Genomic DNA, 20074 nt, shown 5'->3' on the forward strand with positions numbered 1-20074 from the left:
TTTTTCATGGCTATTCATATCGGGTTCGTGTCCACACGATTTACGGGCGCCGACGGTGTCACCATGGAAGCAGGCAAGTGGTCGGATATCTTGAAGGAAGCCGGGCATGAATGTTTCTGGTGGGGCGGTGAGGTGCATCGGGACCCTTCCCACGCCATGGTGGTGTCGGAGGCGCATTTTTTGCATCCGGAAAACCAGAAGATTCAGGCCAAGGCCTTTGGCCGTGAGATGCGTTCCCATGAGTTGACTCAAAGGATTCACGACTACCGAGCGGTGCTCAAGGAAAAACTTGTCGACTTTCTTCAAACCTTTGACATTCAACTGCTCATTGTGGAAAACGCCTTGGCCAGTCCCATGCACATTCCCCTCGCCTTGGCTTTAACCGAGCTCATTGCCGAAAGGAAAATTCCCACCATTGCTCATCACCACGAATTTTATTGGGAACAGAGCCGCTGTGCGGTTAACTGTGTGCAAGATTTTCTTTACATGGCTTTTCCGCCGGTCTTGCCCACCATTCAGCACGTGGTCATCAGTTCGGCGGCCCACGAAGCCTTGGCCCATCGAAGAGGGGTGTCTTCGATTATCATTCCCAACGTGCTGGATTTTGAGCATCCGCCTCAGCCCAACGCGGAAAAGGCGAACCGGCTGCGCGGCATGATCGGCCTGGATTTCGAAGGCAAACTCATTGTGCAGCCCACCCGCATCATTCGGCGCAAAGGCATCGAACACGCCGTGGAGATTACCGCGGCGCTCAAGGACATGGGTTACCAGCTGCTCATCACGCACCAGGCCGGGGAAGGCGATGCGGATTATGCCGCCTGGTTACAGGCTCAGGCTCAAGAACACGGCGTGTCCTTGTATTTTTTGGGCACTCATGTGGTGGATCCCTGGGTGGAGGTGAAATCACCCGAGAACCCCATCACCCTGTGGGATATTTATCCCCACGCGGAACTCATTACCTACCCGAGCCTCTATGAAGGGTTTGGGAACGCCTTTCTGGAAGCCATTTATTTTCGAAAGCCTCTGGTGGTGAACCGCTACGCCACCTTTGTGCGAGACATCGAACCCTTGGGCTTTGATCTTTTGATCATGGACGGGTATGTGAGCCGTCGGCTCATCGCCAAGATCCGCGAGGTTCTGCAGTTCGCGGAGCGGCGAGAAGCCATGGTGGAACACAATTACGCTTTGGCCAAGAGCCATTTTTCTTACGAAGTGCTTCGGCGTCGGTTGAACTTTCTGCTCATGAACTTCTTCGGCCTGGGGGTCTAAATGGATTCTGTACCTTTGCGCGAACGCCTTATTTTCGCTTTGGATCTGCCGTCGCCTGAAGATGCCAAGGCCTGGGTGGAACGGCTGGAGGATCAGGTACGCTTTTTCAAGGTAGGTTTTGAACTGTTCCTCGCGGGCGGTTTTCCCATCGTGGAATGGATACAGAACCGGGGCGCCAAGGTCTTTTTGGACCTGAAATTATTCGATGTGCCTGAGACGGTGCGGCGCGCCACGGCGCAGATCGCCAAGCGGCACGTGGCGCTGACAACGGTGCACGGTAACGACGCCATGCTCAAAGCCGCCGTGGACGCCAAAGGGCCCGTAAAGATTTTGGCCGTCACCGCCTTGACCAGCCTGGATCAGGGCGATCTTCATGACCTGGGCTTTCACTGCACCGTGGAGGATTTGGTGCTGTCCAGGGCGAGAAGAGCTTTGGCCCTGGGCTGCGACGGGCTTATTTCTTCGGGCCTGGAAATTCCCCGCGTGCGCCGTGAAGTGAAGGACGGTCTTTTATTGGTGGTGCCCGGTATTCGTCCGGTGGCCAACGTGGATGATCAAAAAAGAACCGTGGACCCGCGCCAGGCCTTCGCTTCGGGTGCGGATCACATTGTGGTGGGACGTCCCATTCGGAATGCGGCGCACCCGGAACGGTTGGTGGAAGAGATTTTGGAGCAGATTGAAAAGGGACTTAGGGAACGTGCGCGGATTTTAGCCGACGAATAGGAAAGACGACCCATGCCCACCATTTTGGACGTGAAAGCGTTTTTGGCCCAGCACGGCATAGAAGTCTGGGAATTTGACCAGCCCACTCCCACGTCGGAGGCGGCGGCCAAAGCCGTGGGATGCACGGTGGCGGAAATCGCCAAGACCATTCTCTTTCTGGTGGGAGATCAACCCGTGGTGGTGGTCACCTGCGGAGACCGCCGCATCAAGGGTTCCCGCCTGAAGCAAGCTGTCGGCCTGAAGGGTAAGGTGCGCTTGCCGGGCGAAGATGAGGTGGTGCGCCACACAGGGTACGCTCCAGGAGGTGTCTGCCCGTTTCTTTTGCCTTCCTCCGTCACCGTCCTTATCGATACGTCCATGCGTCGGTTTCCGCGCGTCTACGCAGCCGCGGGCAATGACCATTCCGCCGTGCCCATCACCGTGGATCATCTTTTGACGATCACCGGCGGCATGGAAGCCGCTGTTTCGGATGCTCCAGAGGACAACGACAAGGATTTCCGCAAACACTAACCCGTTGCACACACCCCGTCCAAGAGGGGGAATTCTAAAACGCCTCGGTATACCGGGGCTTTGTGTGTGGGTCATTCTGGGAATTCTTTCCCAGAGCGGGGTCGCTCAGGAACCCTCACACCGGTTCCGGGTAGCCCGCAACGGCGTGCCGCCTTGGACGCTTTCAAAGACGCGATCAAGGTGTCTTCATCAGCAGCACAATCCCGGATTTCCATACCTTCGGGATGACGCGTTGGTCGCCTCAAACGAGGTAGATCGGCACTGAAGTCCGTTTCCCGGGCGTAAATCCACTGGAATAGATAGCACGGCAAGGTTATTTCCTCCACGTGCCGGCAACCTTGGCCTCATCGGTTCCGGCGTCCTAGCTTGCCGTGGGCTTTTTCGGTTTCGGTTCCGCGCCGCCGGTCAGGTCGGTGTGGCATAGGAGACGACGTTTTCCGGCGGTCTGGATCTTTGCGAAGAGGTCATACGTCAGGGGGGTGGAACTGTAAATTTTCGGTCTCGATCACGGCTGTTCTTCTTTGCGCCGGCGAAACCGGTGAGGTGGGGTGTATGAAAGAGTCATACGTCGAAGGGCAAGCCCTCCACAATGGCCTCGAGTCATGCGCCAATGTTCGCGAGGGCGAAGGTGAAGCGTGGACAGGGGTACCTGCTGGATGGATATGGAGCCTTCAAAGACCCTCCCTTCAGGGTGCCGACCCGGTAGGAGAATGGGGAAGGCCGCAAACGAGGCGATAGTGGTCCCTCCACGAGCACGAAGGCGGAAACGGCGGGAATAGCCAAAGGAACGCCTGAGGTCCCGACGAGAGGAGCGTTCCGCGGTGACTCAAAGTCTCGCTTCTCTCGTTTATCTGCCGGAAGCACTGGCGATGTGTTGCTCTAATGCGGTGGTCATACGAATGGGTTTTTGATCTGAAAACACTTGATACTTGTTTCCCTTGTGCAATAAACTCAACAGAACTGAATTGAAGTCAAGCCCCCATCGGGTGTGTGAAAATCCACACATGCCCGGCTGATGGGGCTCGAACAAGAAATGCCGAAACAGAGCTGAAAACAGAATTGGTCGTTTTAACTGCCAGCGAAATCGAAGAACTTCTCATGGCACATGTCGAAACCATCAGGCGGATGACTCGACGGGGAAACATTTCTGGGTGAGGTGGGGAAGCATGGGCGTTTTCCCATAGAGGTGCTGATTCAATGGTCATGCCGGAAACAAGCGGGTCCTGACCCTTGACCAAACAATCAATCCTGCAGGGGAGACATGCAATGCAGCAAACCACTGAAAATCGCCTTTCCACAGGTATAAAGGGGCTGGATGAAATATTGGCGGGCGGGCTTTTGCCTGGACGCGCCTACCTGTTGCACGGCGGGCCCGGAACCGGCAAAACCACCCTTGGGCTCCATTTTCTGGTTGCAGGTGCGGCTCAAGGGGAAAGAGCCCTGTTTATCACCCTGGAGGAATGGGAGACGTCTCTGCGCAAAAATGCCGCGGCGGTGGGACTGGATCTGTCAGGGATTGATTTTCTCGACATAAGCCCCGGTCCCGAATATTTTTGCCGGGTGCAGACCTATGATATTTTCGCGCCGGCCGAAGTGGAACGTGAACCGCTCACCGAGACGATCACCGAAGCCGTCGAACGAATTCATCCCGTGCGGGTGTTTATTGATTCCCTGACCCAGTTTCGTTACCTGTCTTCCGATGTGTTCCAGTTCCGCAAACAGGTATTGTCGTTCCTTCAGTTCCTGACCCAGCAGGGGGCCACCGTGGTCTTTACCTCGGAGTACAGCCCTGACCATCCGGACGATGATTTGCAGTTCATGGCCGACGGCATAATTGAGCTTGACTGCGAAGAGGGCGGCCGCAGTGTGAGCATAAGAAAATTCCGGGGATCAAGCTTCAAGGGCGGCAAACATTCCATGGTGTTGACCAGCCGAGGCATGGCGGTTTTCCCCCGCTTGATACCGGAAGAACACGGCCGGGAGTTCCTAGCGGAAGCCATTTCCACCGAAATTCCGGAACTGGACGCGCTGATGCACGGGGGTGTGGAGCGCGGCACGATTTCCATCATCACCGGACCGAGCGGCGTCGGAAAAACCACGCTGGGAATCCTGTTCATGAAGGAAGCGGCCCGCAGAGGCGAGCGTTCCGTGATGTATTCCTTTGAAGAGAGCCTGGAACCCCTGATTCACCGATCCGAGGCGGTCAAGATTCCGGTTCGCAGCATGCTGGAAAAAGGCACCCTTTCCGTCGTCCAAGTGGAGCCGCTGCGGTATACCTCCAACGAATTTGCCTGGATGGTCCGCCGGGAAGTGGAAGAAAAGAACGCCAGGATTGTGATGATCGACAGTCTTTCGGGCTACAGGCTGTCGTTGCGGGGTGGAGACCTGGTCAGTCATCTCCATGCCCTGTGTAAATATCTCAGCAACATGGGCGTCACCGTGTTCCTGATCAATGAGGTGGAAGCCATTACCGGTGATTTCAAACCAACAGAGTTGGGTATCAGCTATCTTGCGGACAATATCGTGATTTTGCGGTACCTGGAGATGGCAGGCGAGCTGCGCAAGGCCATCGGCGTTCTCAAAAAACGGTTGAGCGACTTTGAAAAGACCCTGCGGGAATTCGAGATCACCGGTTCGGGTGTCAAGGTGGGCCCGCCTTTGCGCCGTTTGCGCGGCATTCTGACCGGTGTGCCGAACTGGGTGAAAGGGGAGGAAGAAAAATAACACCTGATGCGAAAAAACTGTTAATCGTGGGCGCCAACCCGCGAAACCAGGAGCTGCTGTCGGCGTTTGTTCAGCGGATGGGGTATGAGGCGGTGCGGGCCGATGACCTCGACGCGGTGGACGACATCTTGGATCATCGACTAAATATAAAGATTGCGCTGGTCGATGTCACGGGATTTGACCAAGGCGTCTGGCAGCGATGCGCTAGGCTCCATGGACAGGGTATTCCCTTGCTGGTCATCTCGCCCAAACAGAGCGCGGCCATCCGAAAAATGAGCTTTTCCCACGGCGCGCAAGCCGTATTGGTAAAACCGCTGGGAATGCGTGAACTTGCCGACATGATTCATGGCTTCATGCAAGCGTGAATAGCTTTTCCATCAAGGGGGAAAGATAATATGGAGACCATCCTCCTTTTAATAAGCAAGGACCGTGACAGGCAGCTGCTGGAAGACTATCTGGCCGACAAATATCACATCGTTGCCTCTGATCACATCGACGTGCTCAACACCGCCTTTGATCTGTGCCTGCTGGACGGTATCTATCTCAAGAGACTAAGAGACAGCCTCCAGGTACGTAGAGAATCTGAAAAAGGGGTTTTCCTGCCGATATTGCTGGTGACCGCCAAACAAGATATTGGCATGCTGACATCGAGGATTTGGCAGATCATCGATGACGTCATATCCACCCCCATCGAGAAAGGTGAGCTGCACGCCCGTATCGAGGTGCTGCTACGCGCCAGGCGCCTTTCCCTGGAACTGAGAGCGGTGCAGGACGCAGAGTTACAGCGGTCCCGGCGGGCGCTCTCTGAAAGCGAGGAACTGCAAAAGGCCATCGTGGCCTGTTCGCCGCTGGCCACATACTCCCTGGATAAAAAGGGAAATGTCCTGTCCTGGAATCCGGCGGCGGAAGCCATGTTCGGCTGGCAGGCCCGAGAGGTGATCGGCAAGCCTTTGCCCATTGTGCCCGCGGAAAAACAATCCGAATTTCAATCGTTGATGCGGCGCATTCTGGAAGGCGAATCGATTTCCGGCATGGAGCTGGTTCGACAACGCAAAGACGGCTCTTTCCTGGAGTGCAGTCTTTCAGGAGCGCCGATCCGTGATTCCCAAGGTGGCATCGTGGGTATCATGGCGACCATGGAAGACATCACCGAACGGAAGCGGACGGAAAGAGCGCTCATGGAAAGCGAGAGCCGATTCCGCAGCCTGTTTAAGAACAATCATGCGGTGATGCTGCTCATTGATCCCGGCGACGGGGCCATTGTGGACGCAAATCCCGCAGCCTGCAGCTATTATGGCTGGTCGAAGGACCAAATCACCCGTATGAACATCGCTGACATTAATACCTTGTCGCCTGAACAAATACACGAAGAAATGAATCGGGCCAAGACCCAGCAGCGCCATCATTTTGAGTTCCGGCATCGCTTGGCGGACGGCACCGTGCGGGATGTGGAGGTCTACAGCGGGCCGATTCACGTATCGGGCCGCGTTCTTCTTTATTCGCTCGTATTCGACGTCACAGAACGCAAGGCCGCCGAACAGGCCCGTCTTGCCAGCGAAGCACGCTTCAGATTGCTTGTGGAAAACGCACCGGACGGCGTTTTCGTCCAGACCCAAGGGCGATTCGCGTACCTTAATCGCGCAGCGACCCGGATTTTTGGTGGCAGGGAAGCCGGTGAACTATTGGGGATGCCCATCGTCGACTATTTTCATCCCGATTGCCGGGAGTTCATTCGTGAACAAATTCAGCTCCTCAACCGGGACAAGATCCCCGTTCCCATGCACCATGTAACCGTTTTGCATAAGGACGGAACGGCTGTGGATATCGAAGCCTCCGCCGTCCCAATGCATTATGAGGGGCATGACGGTGCACTGGTTTTCGTGAGGGATATTTCGGAAAGAATAAAATCGGAAAAGCAGCGCCAGGAACTGGAAGCTCAACTGCATCAAGCCCAAAAAATGGAGTCTATAGGTCGCCTTGCCGGCGGAGTGGCCCACGACTACAACAATATCCTCAGCGTTATCCTCGGGTTCACCGAGCTGGCTCTTAGAAAGGTCAAACCGGGAGACCCGTTGCGTGACGATCTTAACAAGATCTATGCGGCGGCTGAACGCTCCAGGGACATAACTCGGAAGTTATTGACCTTTGCAAGAAAGGAAATCATTGCGCCTAAGGTGTTGGATCTGAATGTTACCGTTGAAAGCATGCTGAAAATCTTGCGCAAACTCATCGGCGAGGACATCGAGCTGACATGGCGACCGGGTGTCCATCTCTGGCCTGTGAAAATGGATCCATCTCAAGTTGATCAGATTCTTGCTAATCTGTGTGTCAATGCCCGCGACGCCATCGCCGACGTGGGGAAAATTACCATTGAAACGGGAAATGTGAGCTTCGACCAGGACTATTGCAATAGGCATGCGGGCTTCTCACCTGGGGATTTTGTCTTTTTGGCCGTCAGTGATGACGGCTGCGGCATGGATGCTGCGACACTGGAAAATATTTTTGAACCGTTTTTCACCACCAAGGGTGTCGGTAAGGGAACGGGATTGGGCCTTGCCACGGTCTATGGTATTGTCAAGCAGAATGACGGTTTCATCAATGTGTACAGTGAGCCGGGTCACGGGACGACGTTCAAGATCTATTTTCCCCGGGCCACCGGTGACATCACGGAAAACCGTCCTGCCGATGCAGAAAAAATACCTGAGGGCAAGGGTGAAACGATATTGGTGGTTGAAGATGATGCATCGATCCTGGCATATGTTGAAGAACTTCTAACCAGCATCAACTATAAGGTATTGAAAGCGGAGACCCCTTCAGATGCCTTGCAAAAAGCGAGAACCCATGCCACCGAACTTTCACTGTTGATGACCGACGTCATCATGCCCGAAATGAATGGCCGCGAACTGGCGCAGCAACTGCTGACGATTTGCCCGAAGATCAAATGTCTCTACATGTCCGGATACACCGCTGACATCATAGCTCAACGTGGTGTTCTGACCACGGGCATTCAATTCATACAGAAACCATTCTCAGCTAGAGAGCTGGCCGTCAAGGTCAGGGCGGCCCTGGAGCATAGCCAAAAGATCTAAGCTAATCTTTTGAAACTGTTCCCGTTTCGTTTCTGTCCTTGTAGCCGTGCAGCGTGTCGGCAACGACCACGGCCCCGGCGGCGCCTTCGATGGTTGTTTTCTGCTTCAGAATGAGCTTTTGTTTGGACTCGTCGGAAGCCCTTTTCTTGACCGACTCGGCCATGTCGCCACCGGCCTTCTTCTGCAGCTCGGCGACCTGGGCTTGAAGGTGCCGGTTTTCGTTTTCTAGGTCGGCAACGCGAAAGGTATCGCCTTCCTGCTGGGCTGGTTTCTTCTTGGCCGCTTCGACGGCCGGTTCATCGGTGGGTTTGTTTTTGTTTTCCATTGTGGAATTTCCTTCGGGTTGGGATTGGTCGGGCTGGCTCACATGGGACGCCAATCGAAGAATCCTGGTGTTCCCGTCCGCGCCTTTGCGGTCGAGCAGTTCCAGTCCGGTGAAAGTGACGCCGTGCAGGAATGTCGAAAACGGGTGGGTCGCCCACATCACGGCCCTTGAATGTGCATGGGTGGGTGCAGCAGTCGGCCTTGTTCTGGAAGCGGTTGCGCCAGACCGTGCCTTGGCCGTCGTGATCATCGCATACCATAAAGATCTGGGAAATGACCCCGCGCTTCATCAGCTTGTAGGCCAGCGGGGGCTCGCAGACGTGCAGCCCGGCGACACATTCCACGAGGCCGCCGTGATCGTCCTTCAGGTAGTCGGCGACGACGATGTCGTTGAACTCCTGCGAGCGTTGCAGATCGACCTTCTTGTTCGCGGCCATCATGGACCGACTGGACAAATCCTCGGCGGTGAAGTGATGGCCATTCTTGTTGGTCCCGGGGCGGCAGAGCGCGAAGCTGAACTGGGGGGCGCCCGCCGATACGACACCCATGGCCTCGGTCCTGAGCGTGTCGGGATCGAGCGTCAGCGCCGCATCTATGGCGAGCCGTTCCATCAATCTCCCGCCCTGTGTGCTGCGCTCTCCGTGAGTTGCGGGGAGCGATCCGCGGTGACTTACCGGGGGCCGCAGCGATGTCTCGGAGAGTGACGGCGACTTTGAGCGGGCAGGGTGGAGGCGGACCAAAGCGGCTGTGCGGCAGACGACGAGGGGTGGGTCCTCGTCGGCCTCGGCAATCTCCGAGAAGACCCCGTCGAAGGAAGAACGGGACGGCCGGTAGTCTTCGATAAAGTGCGCCGGATTTCAGGTGACACGGAAACCCCGAGGTCAGCATTTGATAAAGTCAGCCTGCCTGTGGTAGGTGAATCAAGATGATTTGACGTGCGAGTGGACGTGTTTGAAAGAAAGATCGTTTGTTGATCGTCACGTCCTCGGTCGGGAAGGGGGTGGCCGGGGGAAGTCGTCCGCGCCTGGAAGCCCAAGCGACTTCCTGTCGTTATAACCCACGATGAAATGAAAGCCATGCTGACGAACCTGTTCGGCCATAGGTGGCTCATGGCCTCGATGATGCGCAGCGGCAAGGGGGCGAAAGACCGCATCACCAGGCTCCCCAAGTCGCTCAAAGTCCCATTGCAAATGCTTTTTAAAACCGTCAAAGAAATCACGAGGGCGACCTGGCCGACGGTTGGGGCCACCTCCTCCTGCCAGACGCCCTCGGCTCTAAATACCTCAACGCGCCGCGGGAATGGCGCCGGCAATGGGTCTTTGGGCAGGAAGAAGCCAAAGACGTGCGAAGAAGGACACCATCGCGTTCACGAATCACTCATCCAGAAGGCGATCATTGGCGCGGTGAAAATGGCCGACCTGGCGAAGCGGGTCACCTGCCACACATTGCGTTCTTCCTTCGCCACGCAGCTCATAGAAAGCGGTGACGGCAGCAGGACCGTTCAGGAACTTCTCGGTCACAAGGACGTCAAGACCGCGATGATGCACACACCCATGTCCTGAACCGGGGCGCCCAAAGGGTCCAAAATCCGGCGGGCAATTCGTAGAGGAGGAGCGATGGTGTCTTATATACAAACCATATCCCCCCTCGTGTTCTGTGCAAAACATGGTCTAATCTTTTACAAACGCGGGTGTTGCGAGAGAAATGCAGGCGGGGTGTTATACTGCGATGTCGTGACCCAAAAATGTTATGAGAAAATCATATAACCACTGTTGGCAAAAGTGATATGAATGGCAAAAAAACCAGAAATGAACTACAGCCGAAAAAGTTTGGCACCTTTGGCGGCGTTTTTACGCCAAGTCTACTGACGATTCTTGGCGTCATCATGTTCCTGCGTTTTTCAACAGTCGTAGGATATGCCGGTGCATGGAATGCGCTCTTGATTCTATTCATCGCCAAGGCAATCTCTTTGATCACAGGCCTATCCGTCGCTTCCATAGCCACCAACATGCGTGTCAAGGGCGGCGGCCCCTACTATTTGATCAGCCGCAGTCTCGGCGTGGAGTTTGGTAGCGTCATCGCCACCTTTTTCTTCATTGCGCAAGCTGTTGCGGTCGCACTTTATGTGGCTGGTTTTACAGAAGCCGTTTTTTCCGCTTTTCCCAATCTAGAGCTTTCCTTCAGAGCCTTTGCCACACTCACCAATATTGTTGTTTTTGTCAGTGTCTATATCGGTGCTGGTTGGACGATTAGACTTCAGTACGGCATTCTCGGCATCTTGATCTTGTCTGTTCTGTCTTTTTTTATAGGAGCGGGTAAAGGCTTTTCTTTCGAGAACCTCAGCAGTAATTTAGCACCACAGTGGTCGCCACAATTTTCGTTTTTTGCGGTTTTTGCGCTTTTTTTTCCGGCTGTTACGGGCATCATGGCCGGGGTCAACATGTCTGGTGACTTGAAGGACCCGGCCCGCTCAATTCCCCGCGGAACATTTGCCGCCATTGGCGTTTCGGGGCTTATTTATGCTGCCTTGATCGTGGTGTTTGCTGCGGTTGTCCCTCGGGCGGAGCTGCTCGGCGAAGGATTCGTTATGAAGGATTATGCTTTTTCGCCGACTCTCGTTTACGCCGGCGTGTTTTGTGCCACGCTCTCCTCGGCTTTGGGCAGCATGATGGGCGCGCCGCGTATTCTTCAAGCTTTTGCCCGTGACAACATTTTCAAAAGGCTCCGCTGGTTTGGTCAAGGCAGCGGAGCATCCGGGGAACCCCGGCGCGCTGTCGTGCTGACATTCTTAATTGCGCAGATCGGTATTGTGGCAGGGGATCTCGACACCATTGCTCCTGTTATCACCATGTTCTTTTTGATGACCTATGCCACGGTCAATTTGGCTTGTTTTTACGAAGGGCGTTCACACAATCCCAGCTTCCGGCCCACGTTCCGCTTTAACCATTGGTCCATAGCCATCATTGGCGTCATTGGTTGCGTCAGCGTCATGTTTTTCATCAACGCTCTCTGGGCTTCAGTGGCTTTAGTTCTAGGGGGGCTTTTTTACTTTTTTATTACGCGTTCGGAAATTAACGTGAAGTGGGGCGATATTCATGGCGGTATTGCCTTCCAGATTGCGCGCAGTGCTCTGTTGCGTCTGGAGCGTGAGCATTATCACTCGAAGAATTGGAGGCCTTCAATTCTCGCCCTCGCCGGCAGCGCGTCCAGCCGTTTGCATCTGGTGGAATACGCCCGCTGGTTTACCGCGGACAGCGGTATTGTGATGCTGGGTCACATCATCAAAGGGGATGTGGAGCAGCTTCATAAACGACGGCATGAAGCGGAAAATATTTTGCGCAAGTTCATTCTTAAGGAACAGCTTCCCGCCTTTCCCGTTGCCATTGTCGAAGAAGATCTGCATGCCGCTGTCAAAGCCCTTATTCAGTGCCATGGAATCGGCAGAATAAAGCCTAACACAATCATGCTTGAATGGAGCGACGACCCAGAAAAGGCTGAGGACTTCTGGGAGACGATAGCCACGATCAAAGAAATGGAGCGCAGCCTCATTATCGTGGCTACGGAGCAGGAAGGTGAGAAAACTCACATACCCGAGGGATTTATCAATATCTGGTGGGATTCAGCTCAAAATGTCGAATTGATGCTGCTGCTGTCTTTTATGCTCAAGAAAAACCGTGAATGGCGAGATCATTCGATTCGAATTATTCGCCCCGTCCCGTTCAAAGCTGATGTTGACAACATCAAAAAGGAGATATCTGAAATGCTCGCCAAAGGCCGCATTGAAGCCGACATTTTTATCGTGCCGGCCGAGGATCCATTCGAAGCCGTGCGGACACACATGCATCCCTCTGCCTTGCTTTTCAGCGGATTAAGGCTTGGAAACGGTGAAGATGACATAAACCTTATAACTAATATAAAACGAACGGTAGAATTGCCTGGAGATGTCATTTTTGTTTATAATGCGGGAGATGTGTCCATGGAGGCTTGAAAGGAAATCGTTGCTTTTTTTGTGGACCGGCAACGTGCTTGCTGGTCAACAACCGCCTTTACTTGGACCGGCAATTCCGCTGGGCTCCATTGTCCGCCGGTTATGCGGAGCGTTATGTTTCAGGAAGGTTATGAAAGAACACGCGAATCGATTGCGCACCCTTATTGGTCGGGGGGGGGGTGGTGCGGCGAGTCGATGACTCAAGCGATATGGACGTTTTTTTGTAAAAGAGCTGTGCGAGGATGGCTTGGTTGATGCGGCTGATGTCTGTTCTTTTGGTGGGCCTGAAGACTTAGACGTGAAGCTAAATTTTCACGGCCGAAAATGGCTGGCCGAGCTTGATTCTGGCAAGAATGGTAGGCTCGTGACGCCCGTTGAGCATATTTTTGAAGTTAGGGCACTTTTCATGGGTCTTAGGCTGAATGTGAATGCAAGATTTAGAAAGCTTCTAAGCAACAGAACATAACGAACAAGGATAGATCGTGCAACCAATAAGATGGCTTCGCTCGCCATGACGGACTTTTTGTCATGGCGAGAAGTTGACTTTCGGGTCATTGCGAAGAGCGTTCGCGACGAAACCATCTTAACCACACAAAACAGATACGGAAACATGACACACATTGATCCGCGTACTTTTCGTGGCGGCAAGCAAAGCACTACAAGAACCGCGTTCCGTAGCTTGGCCTTCAGCTGCCCTCGTGCAAAGGCATTTTTCAGGCGCAGTCAGGAACTCGCATCCTGGAGCCGTGTTTTTGCCGGGGCAGACCTCTGCAAACAACAAGTACGCTCGGCTGCGCGGCAACGGGCGTCGGACAACCCTTTATGCCCGCCACCCCCATCACGCCGCCGTTATTGCCGTATGACGATAAAGTCCATCTATTGCTATTGACGATGCGTCATGACGGATAATCAGGTGAATATTGTGGCGGACATTTCAGGATAATAAAATATGGGGTTCTCAGAAATAATGGGAACAAGGCATCTTACGTCATGACACATAATCTATGTTATGCAAAAAAGGAGTCTTATAAGAAAATGCTGTCCCTATTAAAAAAATACGAACAGATCATGATACAAGTCGTTATGGTCATGATGGCCATTGTCTTAGCTCTGTGTACAATCGACTTGGGATGGACAATTCTTAAAGACATTAGTAAGCCACCCTATTTCATTCTTGATATTGAAGAACTACTGGAACTTTTCGGGCTATTTATGCTTGTCATTATAGGTATAGAATTACTCGAAACAATAATGAAAACATACAGTACTCCTGGACAACAGCATCATGAAGTCGTGCTATCTGTGGCAATTATTGCCATTTCAAGGAAAATCATCATACTCGACATGAAAACTGTTGACAGTATGAGCCTCATCGGGATAGCCGCAATTACGATTGCACTGACAATTGGATATGCTTTTGTGAGGGCAAAAAGGCCAAAACAACAAATAAAATGAGTATAAAAACAATGTAAAAAAGTGTATGCTCTCAGTTACTATGCATAACAGTAGAGACGTCTGCTATAGACGCCGCAATAAACAACTGGATAAGGAATGTGTTCTTAAATGAAGAATCAAGTATCTACCGGAACTACTGACTCCTAAGCATCACGAAGAATATGTGCGTTATGGTCAACGCGCTACTCTTCTCTCGTTTGTCCGTATGAAGAGCAACGCGTGCTGACCCTTCAGCCTTCGCTCCAGGCCTTGAAAACCGGCTTTGAGCCTAATGAGCGAAAAGCGGTTTTGGCGGTTGCCCTGACGAGAAGGCCTCCTCTTTTAAGACTTTGTCTTTTTTCCTCTATACCAGACCCAGAGCCGGCAAGCCCTTCGGGTTGTCCAGGCCGTTCCGCTCCGGCCCATGCCTTCACTGGGGCGGTCCCTAAGCAAAAACTGGCAGATCCACCATGGTTCGTCTTGCCACCTAAGCGGCGAGTTCATAGCTCTACGCAACCGGACTCCCATACCCAACTCGTAGTAGGGCCTCTCGGGGTTGTTTTCTTGGATTCGGCCCTCGATGATCCCCTTGGCCTCATGAAAGGATGAATTCCGTTTAGGCCGGATGCACGCCTCTTGAAGCGGCTTCATGAACCGCTCGATCACCCCGATTTGCTTCCATCACACATCCCCCTTTTGCGGACCAAATCGGGCGCTTATTGCTGGTCCAATCCACTTGAGGCGCTTTCGAAGCGCAAAGGGGGTTACAAATGTTGCACAAATGTATTGACACGACCGGCCCAGCCGGTTTTTCGTGGACTGGGTGAAGCTTTACGAGTCCTGGGCCTGGGAGTAAGCATAGGGAGAAAATGACTCGCGATGGCTGTGTGCGCGGCTGCACAAGGATCCCGGCTTATGGAAAATGGCGGCTTTCATTCATACCGATGTGGTGGCGCGCAGCGAGGGCCCCGAGATATGCCTGGACCAGAATTCATGGCCGCACGCATAAATACGGCACATGGTTCTTTAGGGCTCGGCGAAGATTTTCCCTGACCTTTTCCTGACGTCGTGGAACTTCTTCCCCAACCTCCGGTCCCGGTGACGAGGCGTTTTGTAACTCAACCCTAAAAAAGGAGGACAAACCATGGTGGATTACGCAGCGATGCAGACCACGATTCAGGAGGCGATCAAGCCCAGAAGCCTTCCCTTGGCGGTGCGCTTTCTTGCCGACGGTGAGGATTTTCCAGAAAAGACGCGCCGTCCCAAAGCCTTTTTAAAAAAACGGGTGACCATCTGCCAGGGCATCACCATGGCGCGCCTGTACGGATGGAGTGTGGGACTCAGAAAGGAAGACATCATCTGTGTTCCGGCGCTTTTGGGTTGGGGCATGAGCGGCGCGGCGAACCGGGATGAGGAAATGAAGCAGCTCATGCAATCCGTGGGTTTTGCATCCAGCGCCGCGGTCGCCGACGCTCAGTTTGCCGGCATGACCTGTGTGCCGGAAGGAACCGTTCACGGCATTTTGCTCACCCCTCTGGCCAAAGCTCTTCATGAGCCGCACACGGTGGCAGTCTACTGCAATCCTGCTCAGGCCATGCGGCTGGTGCAGGCCCTGACCTATTGCGGCGATGGTGGCGTCGAAGGGCGCGCGCCGTGCGCTTCGGTAACCGGATCGTTCGGCGGCAAGGTGGAATGCCTCCAGACCCTGTACGCTCCTCACGCCTTGAATGCGCCACGGCTGTCCATTCCCGGCATGGGGGACCGCATCTTTTCCATGACCCAGGATGACGAACTGGTGGTGGCTTTTCCGGGCCAATGGCTTTCTCGCCTAGCCACAGGGCTCAAGGAAGCCGGCAAAACCATCGGCGCTCGATATCCCGTGACGTTTTACCAGAATTTCGAACCTGAATTTCCTGCCCCCTACAAAGACACGGCGCAACGCTTGGGCCTCCTTGACGACGGGAGCGCGCCATGAACAACGATAAAAGCTCTGCCTTGATCCTGGGCTTCTGAATTTGCCTTGGCCTCATGTTCCTAGGTGTGGCGCTGGGATTTTCCCTCATTCGGTTCAAAAAGCTCGACCGGTTCGTTTCTGTCAAAGGCTTGTCGGAACGGGAAGTTTCCGCGGACATCGCCGTGTGGCCTCTATCCTTTGCCTCGGCCAACAACGACCTGGGGGCGCTCTATGCCACCATGGAAGAAAACGCCAAACAGATTGTGGAATTTCTTCAAGAGGCGGGATTTTCGGAATCGGAAATCACGATGGCAGCCCCGGTGGTGACCGATAAGTTCGCGCAGCGTTACGGAACCCAACCCCAAGCGAGCCTTCGCTACACGGCTCAGCAGATCGTGACGGTCTACACGGGACGCATCGATGCGGTGAGGGCTCTGCAGAGCCGCGTGGGGAAATTGGGGAAAAAAGGGCATTGCTCTGGGTGGTGGCTCCTATGAGAGGGCCGAGTTCTTGTTCACCAAACTGAACGAACTCAAGCCGATCATGACCGAAGAAGCCACGCGAAACGCTCGAGCCGTCGCCGAAAAATTCGCGGCCGATTCCAAAAGCACGTTGGGAAACATTCGAAGGGCGAGCCAGGGCATGTTCAGCATTGAAAATCGGGACAGCAGCACGCCGCACATCAAAAGGGTGCGCGTGGTGTCCACCGTGGAATACTATCTGTCGGACTAGCCGTGCGACCGGGAAGGAATTTTGATGTCCTTGGAGTATTCCCAGAGAGCTTGACCCAGGTTCAGCGGGCAGAAATTCATGAAGGTCTTAAGGGACTTCGTCATTCTCGCGAAAGCGGGAATCCAGAATTTTGAAAATGTTATGGACTTCCGCCGCCCGGTCGGGCCGGGAACACGTTTCGCGGGCGTGACGCGACAGGGTACGCGAGCGTTGCGTGGGCTTGCGGTGGGCGGGCGGCACTGCGACGTTAAGGGGTTGGGAATGAGGCGATGGTGAACATGGAGCGGTATGCTGAATTTTTTGCGCAACCTCTAGGCCTTTTTGGGGCGGGCGCGCGTCGAAAACTGATGCCCCATCTTCGAGCCTTTTCCCCTCGGCGTGTGTTGCTGTGCACCGATGCAGGCCTCATGGCGGCGGGCATCGCCAGCGAAATGGAACAGCTGCTTCGGGAAACCGCCGCGGTGGACGTGGTGGTCTTTGACGGGGTGGTGGCCAATCCCACGGAACCCTGTGTTCGTCAAGGGGTTGCGATGTACAAAGAACACGGCTGCGACATGATTCTCTCCCTTGGAGGCGGAAGCGCCCACGATGCCGCCAAAGCCATTGCGCTCATGGCCGTCCATGAAGGCACGGTGTGGGACTATGTGGGCCTCAACAAGCTGAGGCATCCCTTGCCGCCTCTTGTGGCCGTGAACACCACGGCGGGAACGGGCAGTGACGTCACGCGATTTGCGGTGATCACCCATGTGGAAAAAAGGACCAAGTTGACGATCGTGGATCGGCGACTCACGCCGCTCATTGCCGTGAACGACCCGGAACTGATGGTCGGCTTGCCGCCGACAGTCACGGTGCACACCGGCATAGACGCGCTCACCCATGCCGTGGAAGCTTATCTTTCCCGCATGGCCACACCCCTTTCCGACGCCTGTGCTCTGAAAGCTGTGAAACTCATTGCAGAATATCTTCCCAGAGCCTATGCCCGGGGCACGGACATGACGGCCCGTGCCGCCATGGCTTATGCCCAATACCTTGCGGGCATCGCCACCAACAATGCGGGAGCCGGCGCCGTGCATGCCATGGCCCATCAACTGGGTGGTTTCTACAATCTTCCACACGGCCTTTGCAACGCCGTGCTGCTGCCGTGGGTTTTGGAGTATAATGCCGCGGAATGCGCGGAGCGGCTCATGCGTGTAGGAGAAGCAATGAGAGGTCCCTTGGCTGCGCGATCCGTGCTGGAAGGCGCGCAAAGGGCCATCGAGGTTGTGCGGGATTTTGAGCGGCATCTGGATGTGCCGAATCGTCTCGGCCTTCTCGATGTTAAGGCAGAGGATATGCCGGCCATCGCGCAGCAGGCCATGGAGGATCCCACGGTGTTGACCAATCCGCGTCGAGCGACGGCCTCGGATCTGGAACAGATCCTGAAAGCTGCGCTGTGAGCCCGCGGAGTCTTTTCGGCCAGCTTCGTGTACCGTCACGAAAACGACTCGAAGAATCCGGGTCGAACGCTCTATTTTTATTGGCCTAGAGGTGGTGCCGAAAACGTCTGCGGTGTGCCTCGAAGCGGGGCACCGGGGATGAAAAATCGGCGCGATCTCTGGAAAGTCCATCAAAGGATTTGACAGGACGTGATGAAGCTGGCGGCGTTCTGGAACGTGCCGGCAAGAAAGGATACAGGGGTTGTGACGACAGAGCCGGTACGGCAGCTGCCCATCGGCGTTTTCGATTCGGGGGTGGGAGGGCTTACCGTGGTTCGAGCGCTCATGGAACGGCTGCCCTTTGAGAGCATTGTCTACTTTGGGGATACCGCCCGAGTGCCCTAAGGGGTCAAATCGGTGGAAACGATTTGTGCGTTCACCGCAGAAATCACCCAATTTCTTCTCACGCAGGGCGTCAAGCTCCTGATCATCGCCTGCAACACCATGGCCGCCGTCGCCCGGCATATCGTGGAGGAACTGTCCCCCGTGGCCGTTTTGGACGTCATTGATGCGGGAGCTCGATGTGCCGTCAGTGTCACGCGGGTTCGATACGTGAGGGTCATCGGCACCCCGGCGACCATTAACAGCAATGCCTATGCGCGGTCCATTCACCGCTACGACCCGTCCGTGCGCATCTTCTCACAGGCGTGCCTTTTTTTGTGCCTCTGGTGGAAGAAGGATGGTTGGATCATCCGGTCACGCGCCTCACGGCGCAGGAATACTTCAAACCCGTGCTCTGCCAGCCCATCGATACGATGGTCCTAGGCTGCACGCATTATCCTCTGTTAAAGCCTCTGTTGCAGGACGTGGCCGGGCCTCATGTGCACCTGGTGGATTCGGCCGAGGCCATGGCGGATCAAACGGCGGAAGTGCTGCAATCGTCGGGGCTTGCCGCGACGGAAGAGCGACCTCCGGAATATGTCTATGACGTGACGGATGTGCCGTTTCGGTTTCAGACCATCGGAGAACGTTTTCTGGGGCGCACGCTGTCCAGTGTGCGCGTCGTGAAGTGGTGACAAAGGTTCAAGGAATGCAAAAACCCGCCGCCTATAAAGCCTGATCTTTGAAAAGGCCCGAGTCCATTCGGCAAAAAGTAGGGGGCGTAAGCCCCCCATGGTTTATTCCAACGGGTCGTTTTCCACCAGGTTCCAGATGCCACAGGGGCATGCCCCCGCACAGAAGCCGCACCCGATGCACCGTTCCGGGTTCACCACCATTTCAAAGTCGCCGTTCTGGCCGCTCACGCGGCTGATGGCCGCTTGAGGGCAGATGGCGACGCAGACGCCGCAGTCCCTGCAGGACCCGCAGGAAGCACATTCTCCGGCGCACTGATCCAGGCTGTCAAAAGCCAGGCGCCGCGGATCGAAGTATTCCAGCTTGACGCGCCGAGGGTCCATCATGGGGCGCAAGGCCTGTTTTGGCCGGCGTCCGTGGAAAAGGTCATCGATGGCCTGAGCCGCCTTTCGTCCGGCGCCGATGGCATCGGTCAAAAGGCCCAGGCGCACGGCATCCCCGATGGCAAAGATCTGAGGATCGCTGGTCTGATAAGCGTCGTCCACCTTGATAAAGCCCCGTTCAGTCTGGACGGTCTTGGGCAGAAATTCCAGATCCGGCTGATCGCCGATGGCCACGATGACCGTGTCGGCCTCAAGGATTTCTCCCGTGGTCAGTTCCACACCGCGGTCCGTGATGGCCTTGGTGAAACACGGCCAGCGGAATTGCGCGCCGGCCTTCTGAGCCGCTTGGCGTTCCTTACCTGTCAGGTCCCGCAAAGTCATGAACCGATTTCACAAAAAGTTGAGGTCTTTTTTGTTGCCAATTTTTGAGTGCCTGAATCGGGGTTATATGGCCG

14 protein-coding genes and 2 pseudogenes are annotated in these 20074 nt (G+C 54.9%); 13 read left to right on the plus strand and 3 right to left on the minus strand.

Going from position 1 to position 20074, the window contains the following annotated elements; translation table 11 throughout:
• Positions 1–6 precede the first annotated feature (6 nt).
• The 6 genes from EDC27_RS08160 (at position 7) to EDC27_RS08185 (ending at position 8315) form a co-directional block, all read left to right on the plus strand.
• Positions 7–1269, plus strand: coding sequence for a glycosyltransferase family 4 protein (locus EDC27_RS08160; protein ID WP_123290088.1), 1263 nt, complete (start codon positions 7–9; stop codon positions 1267–1269).
• Entirely contained in the window at positions 1270–1992 is a 723-nt protein-coding gene (gene pyrF / locus EDC27_RS08165; RefSeq protein ID WP_123290089.1) for an orotidine-5'-phosphate decarboxylase, read from the plus strand.
• Between the two features lie 12 nt (positions 1993–2004).
• Positions 2005–2502: a YbaK/EbsC family protein gene (locus EDC27_RS08170; protein ID WP_123290090.1), complete on the plus strand. Its 498-nt coding sequence runs from the start codon at positions 2005–2007 to the stop codon at positions 2500–2502.
• A 1266-nt stretch (positions 2503–3768) separates the two neighbouring features.
• Positions 3769–5226 carry an ATPase domain-containing protein gene (locus EDC27_RS08175; RefSeq protein WP_123290091.1) on the plus strand — a complete coding sequence of 486 codons (1458 nt, stop codon included), beginning with the start codon at positions 3769–3771 and terminating at the stop codon, positions 5224–5226.
• A gap of 26 nt (positions 5227–5252) precedes the next feature.
• Positions 5253–5591, plus strand: a complete 339-nt coding sequence (locus tag EDC27_RS08180; RefSeq protein ID WP_170161696.1) for a response regulator transcription factor — start codon at positions 5253–5255, stop codon at positions 5589–5591.
• A 30-nt stretch (positions 5592–5621) separates the two neighbouring features.
• The gene (locus tag EDC27_RS08185) at positions 5622–8315 is read left to right on the plus strand and encodes a PAS domain S-box protein (protein WP_123290093.1); all 2694 of its coding nucleotides are present in this window, start codon (positions 5622–5624) and stop codon (positions 8313–8315) included.
• A gap of 1 nt (position 8316) precedes the next feature.
• Here EDC27_RS08185 and EDC27_RS16260 read toward each other — a convergent pair whose 3' ends face one another.
• Positions 8317–8640: a hypothetical protein gene (locus EDC27_RS16260; RefSeq protein WP_211334821.1), complete on the minus strand. Its 324-nt coding sequence runs from the start codon at positions 8638–8640 to the stop codon at positions 8317–8319.
• Positions 8612–9250, minus strand: coding sequence for a hypothetical protein (locus tag EDC27_RS08190; RefSeq protein WP_211334822.1), 639 nt, complete (start codon positions 9248–9250; stop codon positions 8612–8614). Before EDC27_RS08190 ends, EDC27_RS16260 begins: the two co-directional genes overlap by 29 nt.
• A 465-nt stretch (positions 9251–9715) precedes the next feature.
• Here EDC27_RS08190 and EDC27_RS08195 point away from each other — a divergent pair, with 465 nt between their 5' ends.
• The 7 genes and pseudogenes from EDC27_RS08195 to murI all read left to right on the plus strand — a co-directional run bounded on the left by EDC27_RS08195 (position 9716) and on the right by murI (position 19238).
• On the plus strand, positions 9716–10201 hold the full coding sequence (locus tag EDC27_RS08195; protein WP_170161697.1) for a tyrosine-type recombinase/integrase: 486 nt from the start codon (positions 9716–9718) through the stop codon (positions 10199–10201).
• A gap of 224 nt (positions 10202–10425) precedes the next feature.
• Positions 10426–12627: an amino acid permease gene (locus EDC27_RS08200; protein WP_123290094.1), complete on the plus strand. Its 2202-nt coding sequence runs from the start codon at positions 10426–10428 to the stop codon at positions 12625–12627.
• 1035 nt (positions 12628–13662) lie between these two features.
• Complete coding sequence (locus EDC27_RS08205; protein WP_123290095.1) at positions 13663–14082, plus strand: phosphate-starvation-inducible PsiE family protein; 420 nt, start codon at positions 13663–13665, stop codon at positions 14080–14082.
• A gap of 1123 nt (positions 14083–15205) precedes the next feature.
• Positions 15206–16036: a DUF169 domain-containing protein gene (locus EDC27_RS08215; protein WP_123290097.1), complete on the plus strand. Its 831-nt coding sequence runs from the start codon at positions 15206–15208 to the stop codon at positions 16034–16036.
• Between the two features lie 53 nt (positions 16037–16089).
• Positions 16090–16747 (plus strand): annotated as a pseudogene (locus EDC27_RS16885) (SIMPL domain-containing protein).
• 278 nt (positions 16748–17025) lie between these two features.
• On the plus strand, positions 17026–18183 hold the full coding sequence (locus EDC27_RS08230; RefSeq protein ID WP_170161698.1) for an iron-containing alcohol dehydrogenase: 1158 nt from the start codon (positions 17026–17028) through the stop codon (positions 18181–18183).
• A 324-nt stretch (positions 18184–18507) separates the two neighbouring features.
• Positions 18508–19238: pseudogene (gene murI / locus EDC27_RS16890) on the plus strand (glutamate racemase).
• Positions 19239–19340: 102 nt separating this feature from the next.
• Here murI and EDC27_RS08240 read toward each other — a convergent pair.
• On the minus strand, positions 19341–20000 hold the full coding sequence (locus tag EDC27_RS08240) for an FAD-dependent oxidoreductase (RefSeq protein WP_123290100.1): 660 nt from the start codon (positions 19998–20000) through the stop codon (positions 19341–19343).
• Positions 20001–20074: the final 74 nt, after the last annotated feature.

It is taken from the genome of Desulfosoma caldarium, assembly GCF_003751385.1.
In the GTDB taxonomy this organism is placed as follows: domain Bacteria; phylum Desulfobacterota; class Syntrophobacteria; order Syntrophobacterales; family DSM-9756; genus Desulfosoma; species Desulfosoma caldarium.

Coding starts and splice junctions, on each gene's coding strand:
- EDC27_RS08160 (WP_123290088.1), top strand. CDS start 7: ATGGCTATTCATATCGGGTTCGTGTCCACACGATTTACGGGCGCCGAC.
- EDC27_RS08205 (WP_123290095.1), top strand. CDS start 13,663: ATGCTGTCCCTATTAAAAAAATACGAACAGATCATGATACAAGTCGTT.
- pyrF (WP_123290089.1), top strand. CDS start 1,270: ATGGATTCTGTACCTTTGCGCGAACGCCTTATTTTCGCTTTGGATCTG.
- EDC27_RS08185 (WP_123290093.1), top strand. CDS start 5,622: ATGGAGACCATCCTCCTTTTAATAAGCAAGGACCGTGACAGGCAGCTG.
- EDC27_RS08200 (WP_123290094.1), top strand. CDS start 10,426: ATGAATGGCAAAAAAACCAGAAATGAACTACAGCCGAAAAAGTTTGGC.
- EDC27_RS08175 (WP_123290091.1), top strand. CDS start 3,769: ATGCAGCAAACCACTGAAAATCGCCTTTCCACAGGTATAAAGGGGCTG.
- EDC27_RS08190 (WP_211334822.1), bottom strand. CDS start 9,250: ATGGAACGGCTCGCCATAGATGCGGCGCTGACGCTCGATCCCGACACG.
- EDC27_RS08230 (WP_170161698.1), top strand. CDS start 17,026: ATGGAGCGGTATGCTGAATTTTTTGCGCAACCTCTAGGCCTTTTTGGG.
- EDC27_RS08240 (WP_123290100.1), bottom strand. CDS start 20,000: ATGACTTTGCGGGACCTGACAGGTAAGGAACGCCAAGCGGCTCAGAAG.
- EDC27_RS16260 (WP_211334821.1), bottom strand. CDS start 8,640: ATGGAAAACAAAAACAAACCCACCGATGAACCGGCCGTCGAAGCGGCC.
- EDC27_RS08215 (WP_123290097.1), top strand. CDS start 15,206: ATGGTGGATTACGCAGCGATGCAGACCACGATTCAGGAGGCGATCAAG.
- EDC27_RS08170 (WP_123290090.1), top strand. CDS start 2,005: ATGCCCACCATTTTGGACGTGAAAGCGTTTTTGGCCCAGCACGGCATA.
- EDC27_RS08195 (WP_170161697.1), top strand. CDS start 9,716: ATGCTGACGAACCTGTTCGGCCATAGGTGGCTCATGGCCTCGATGATG.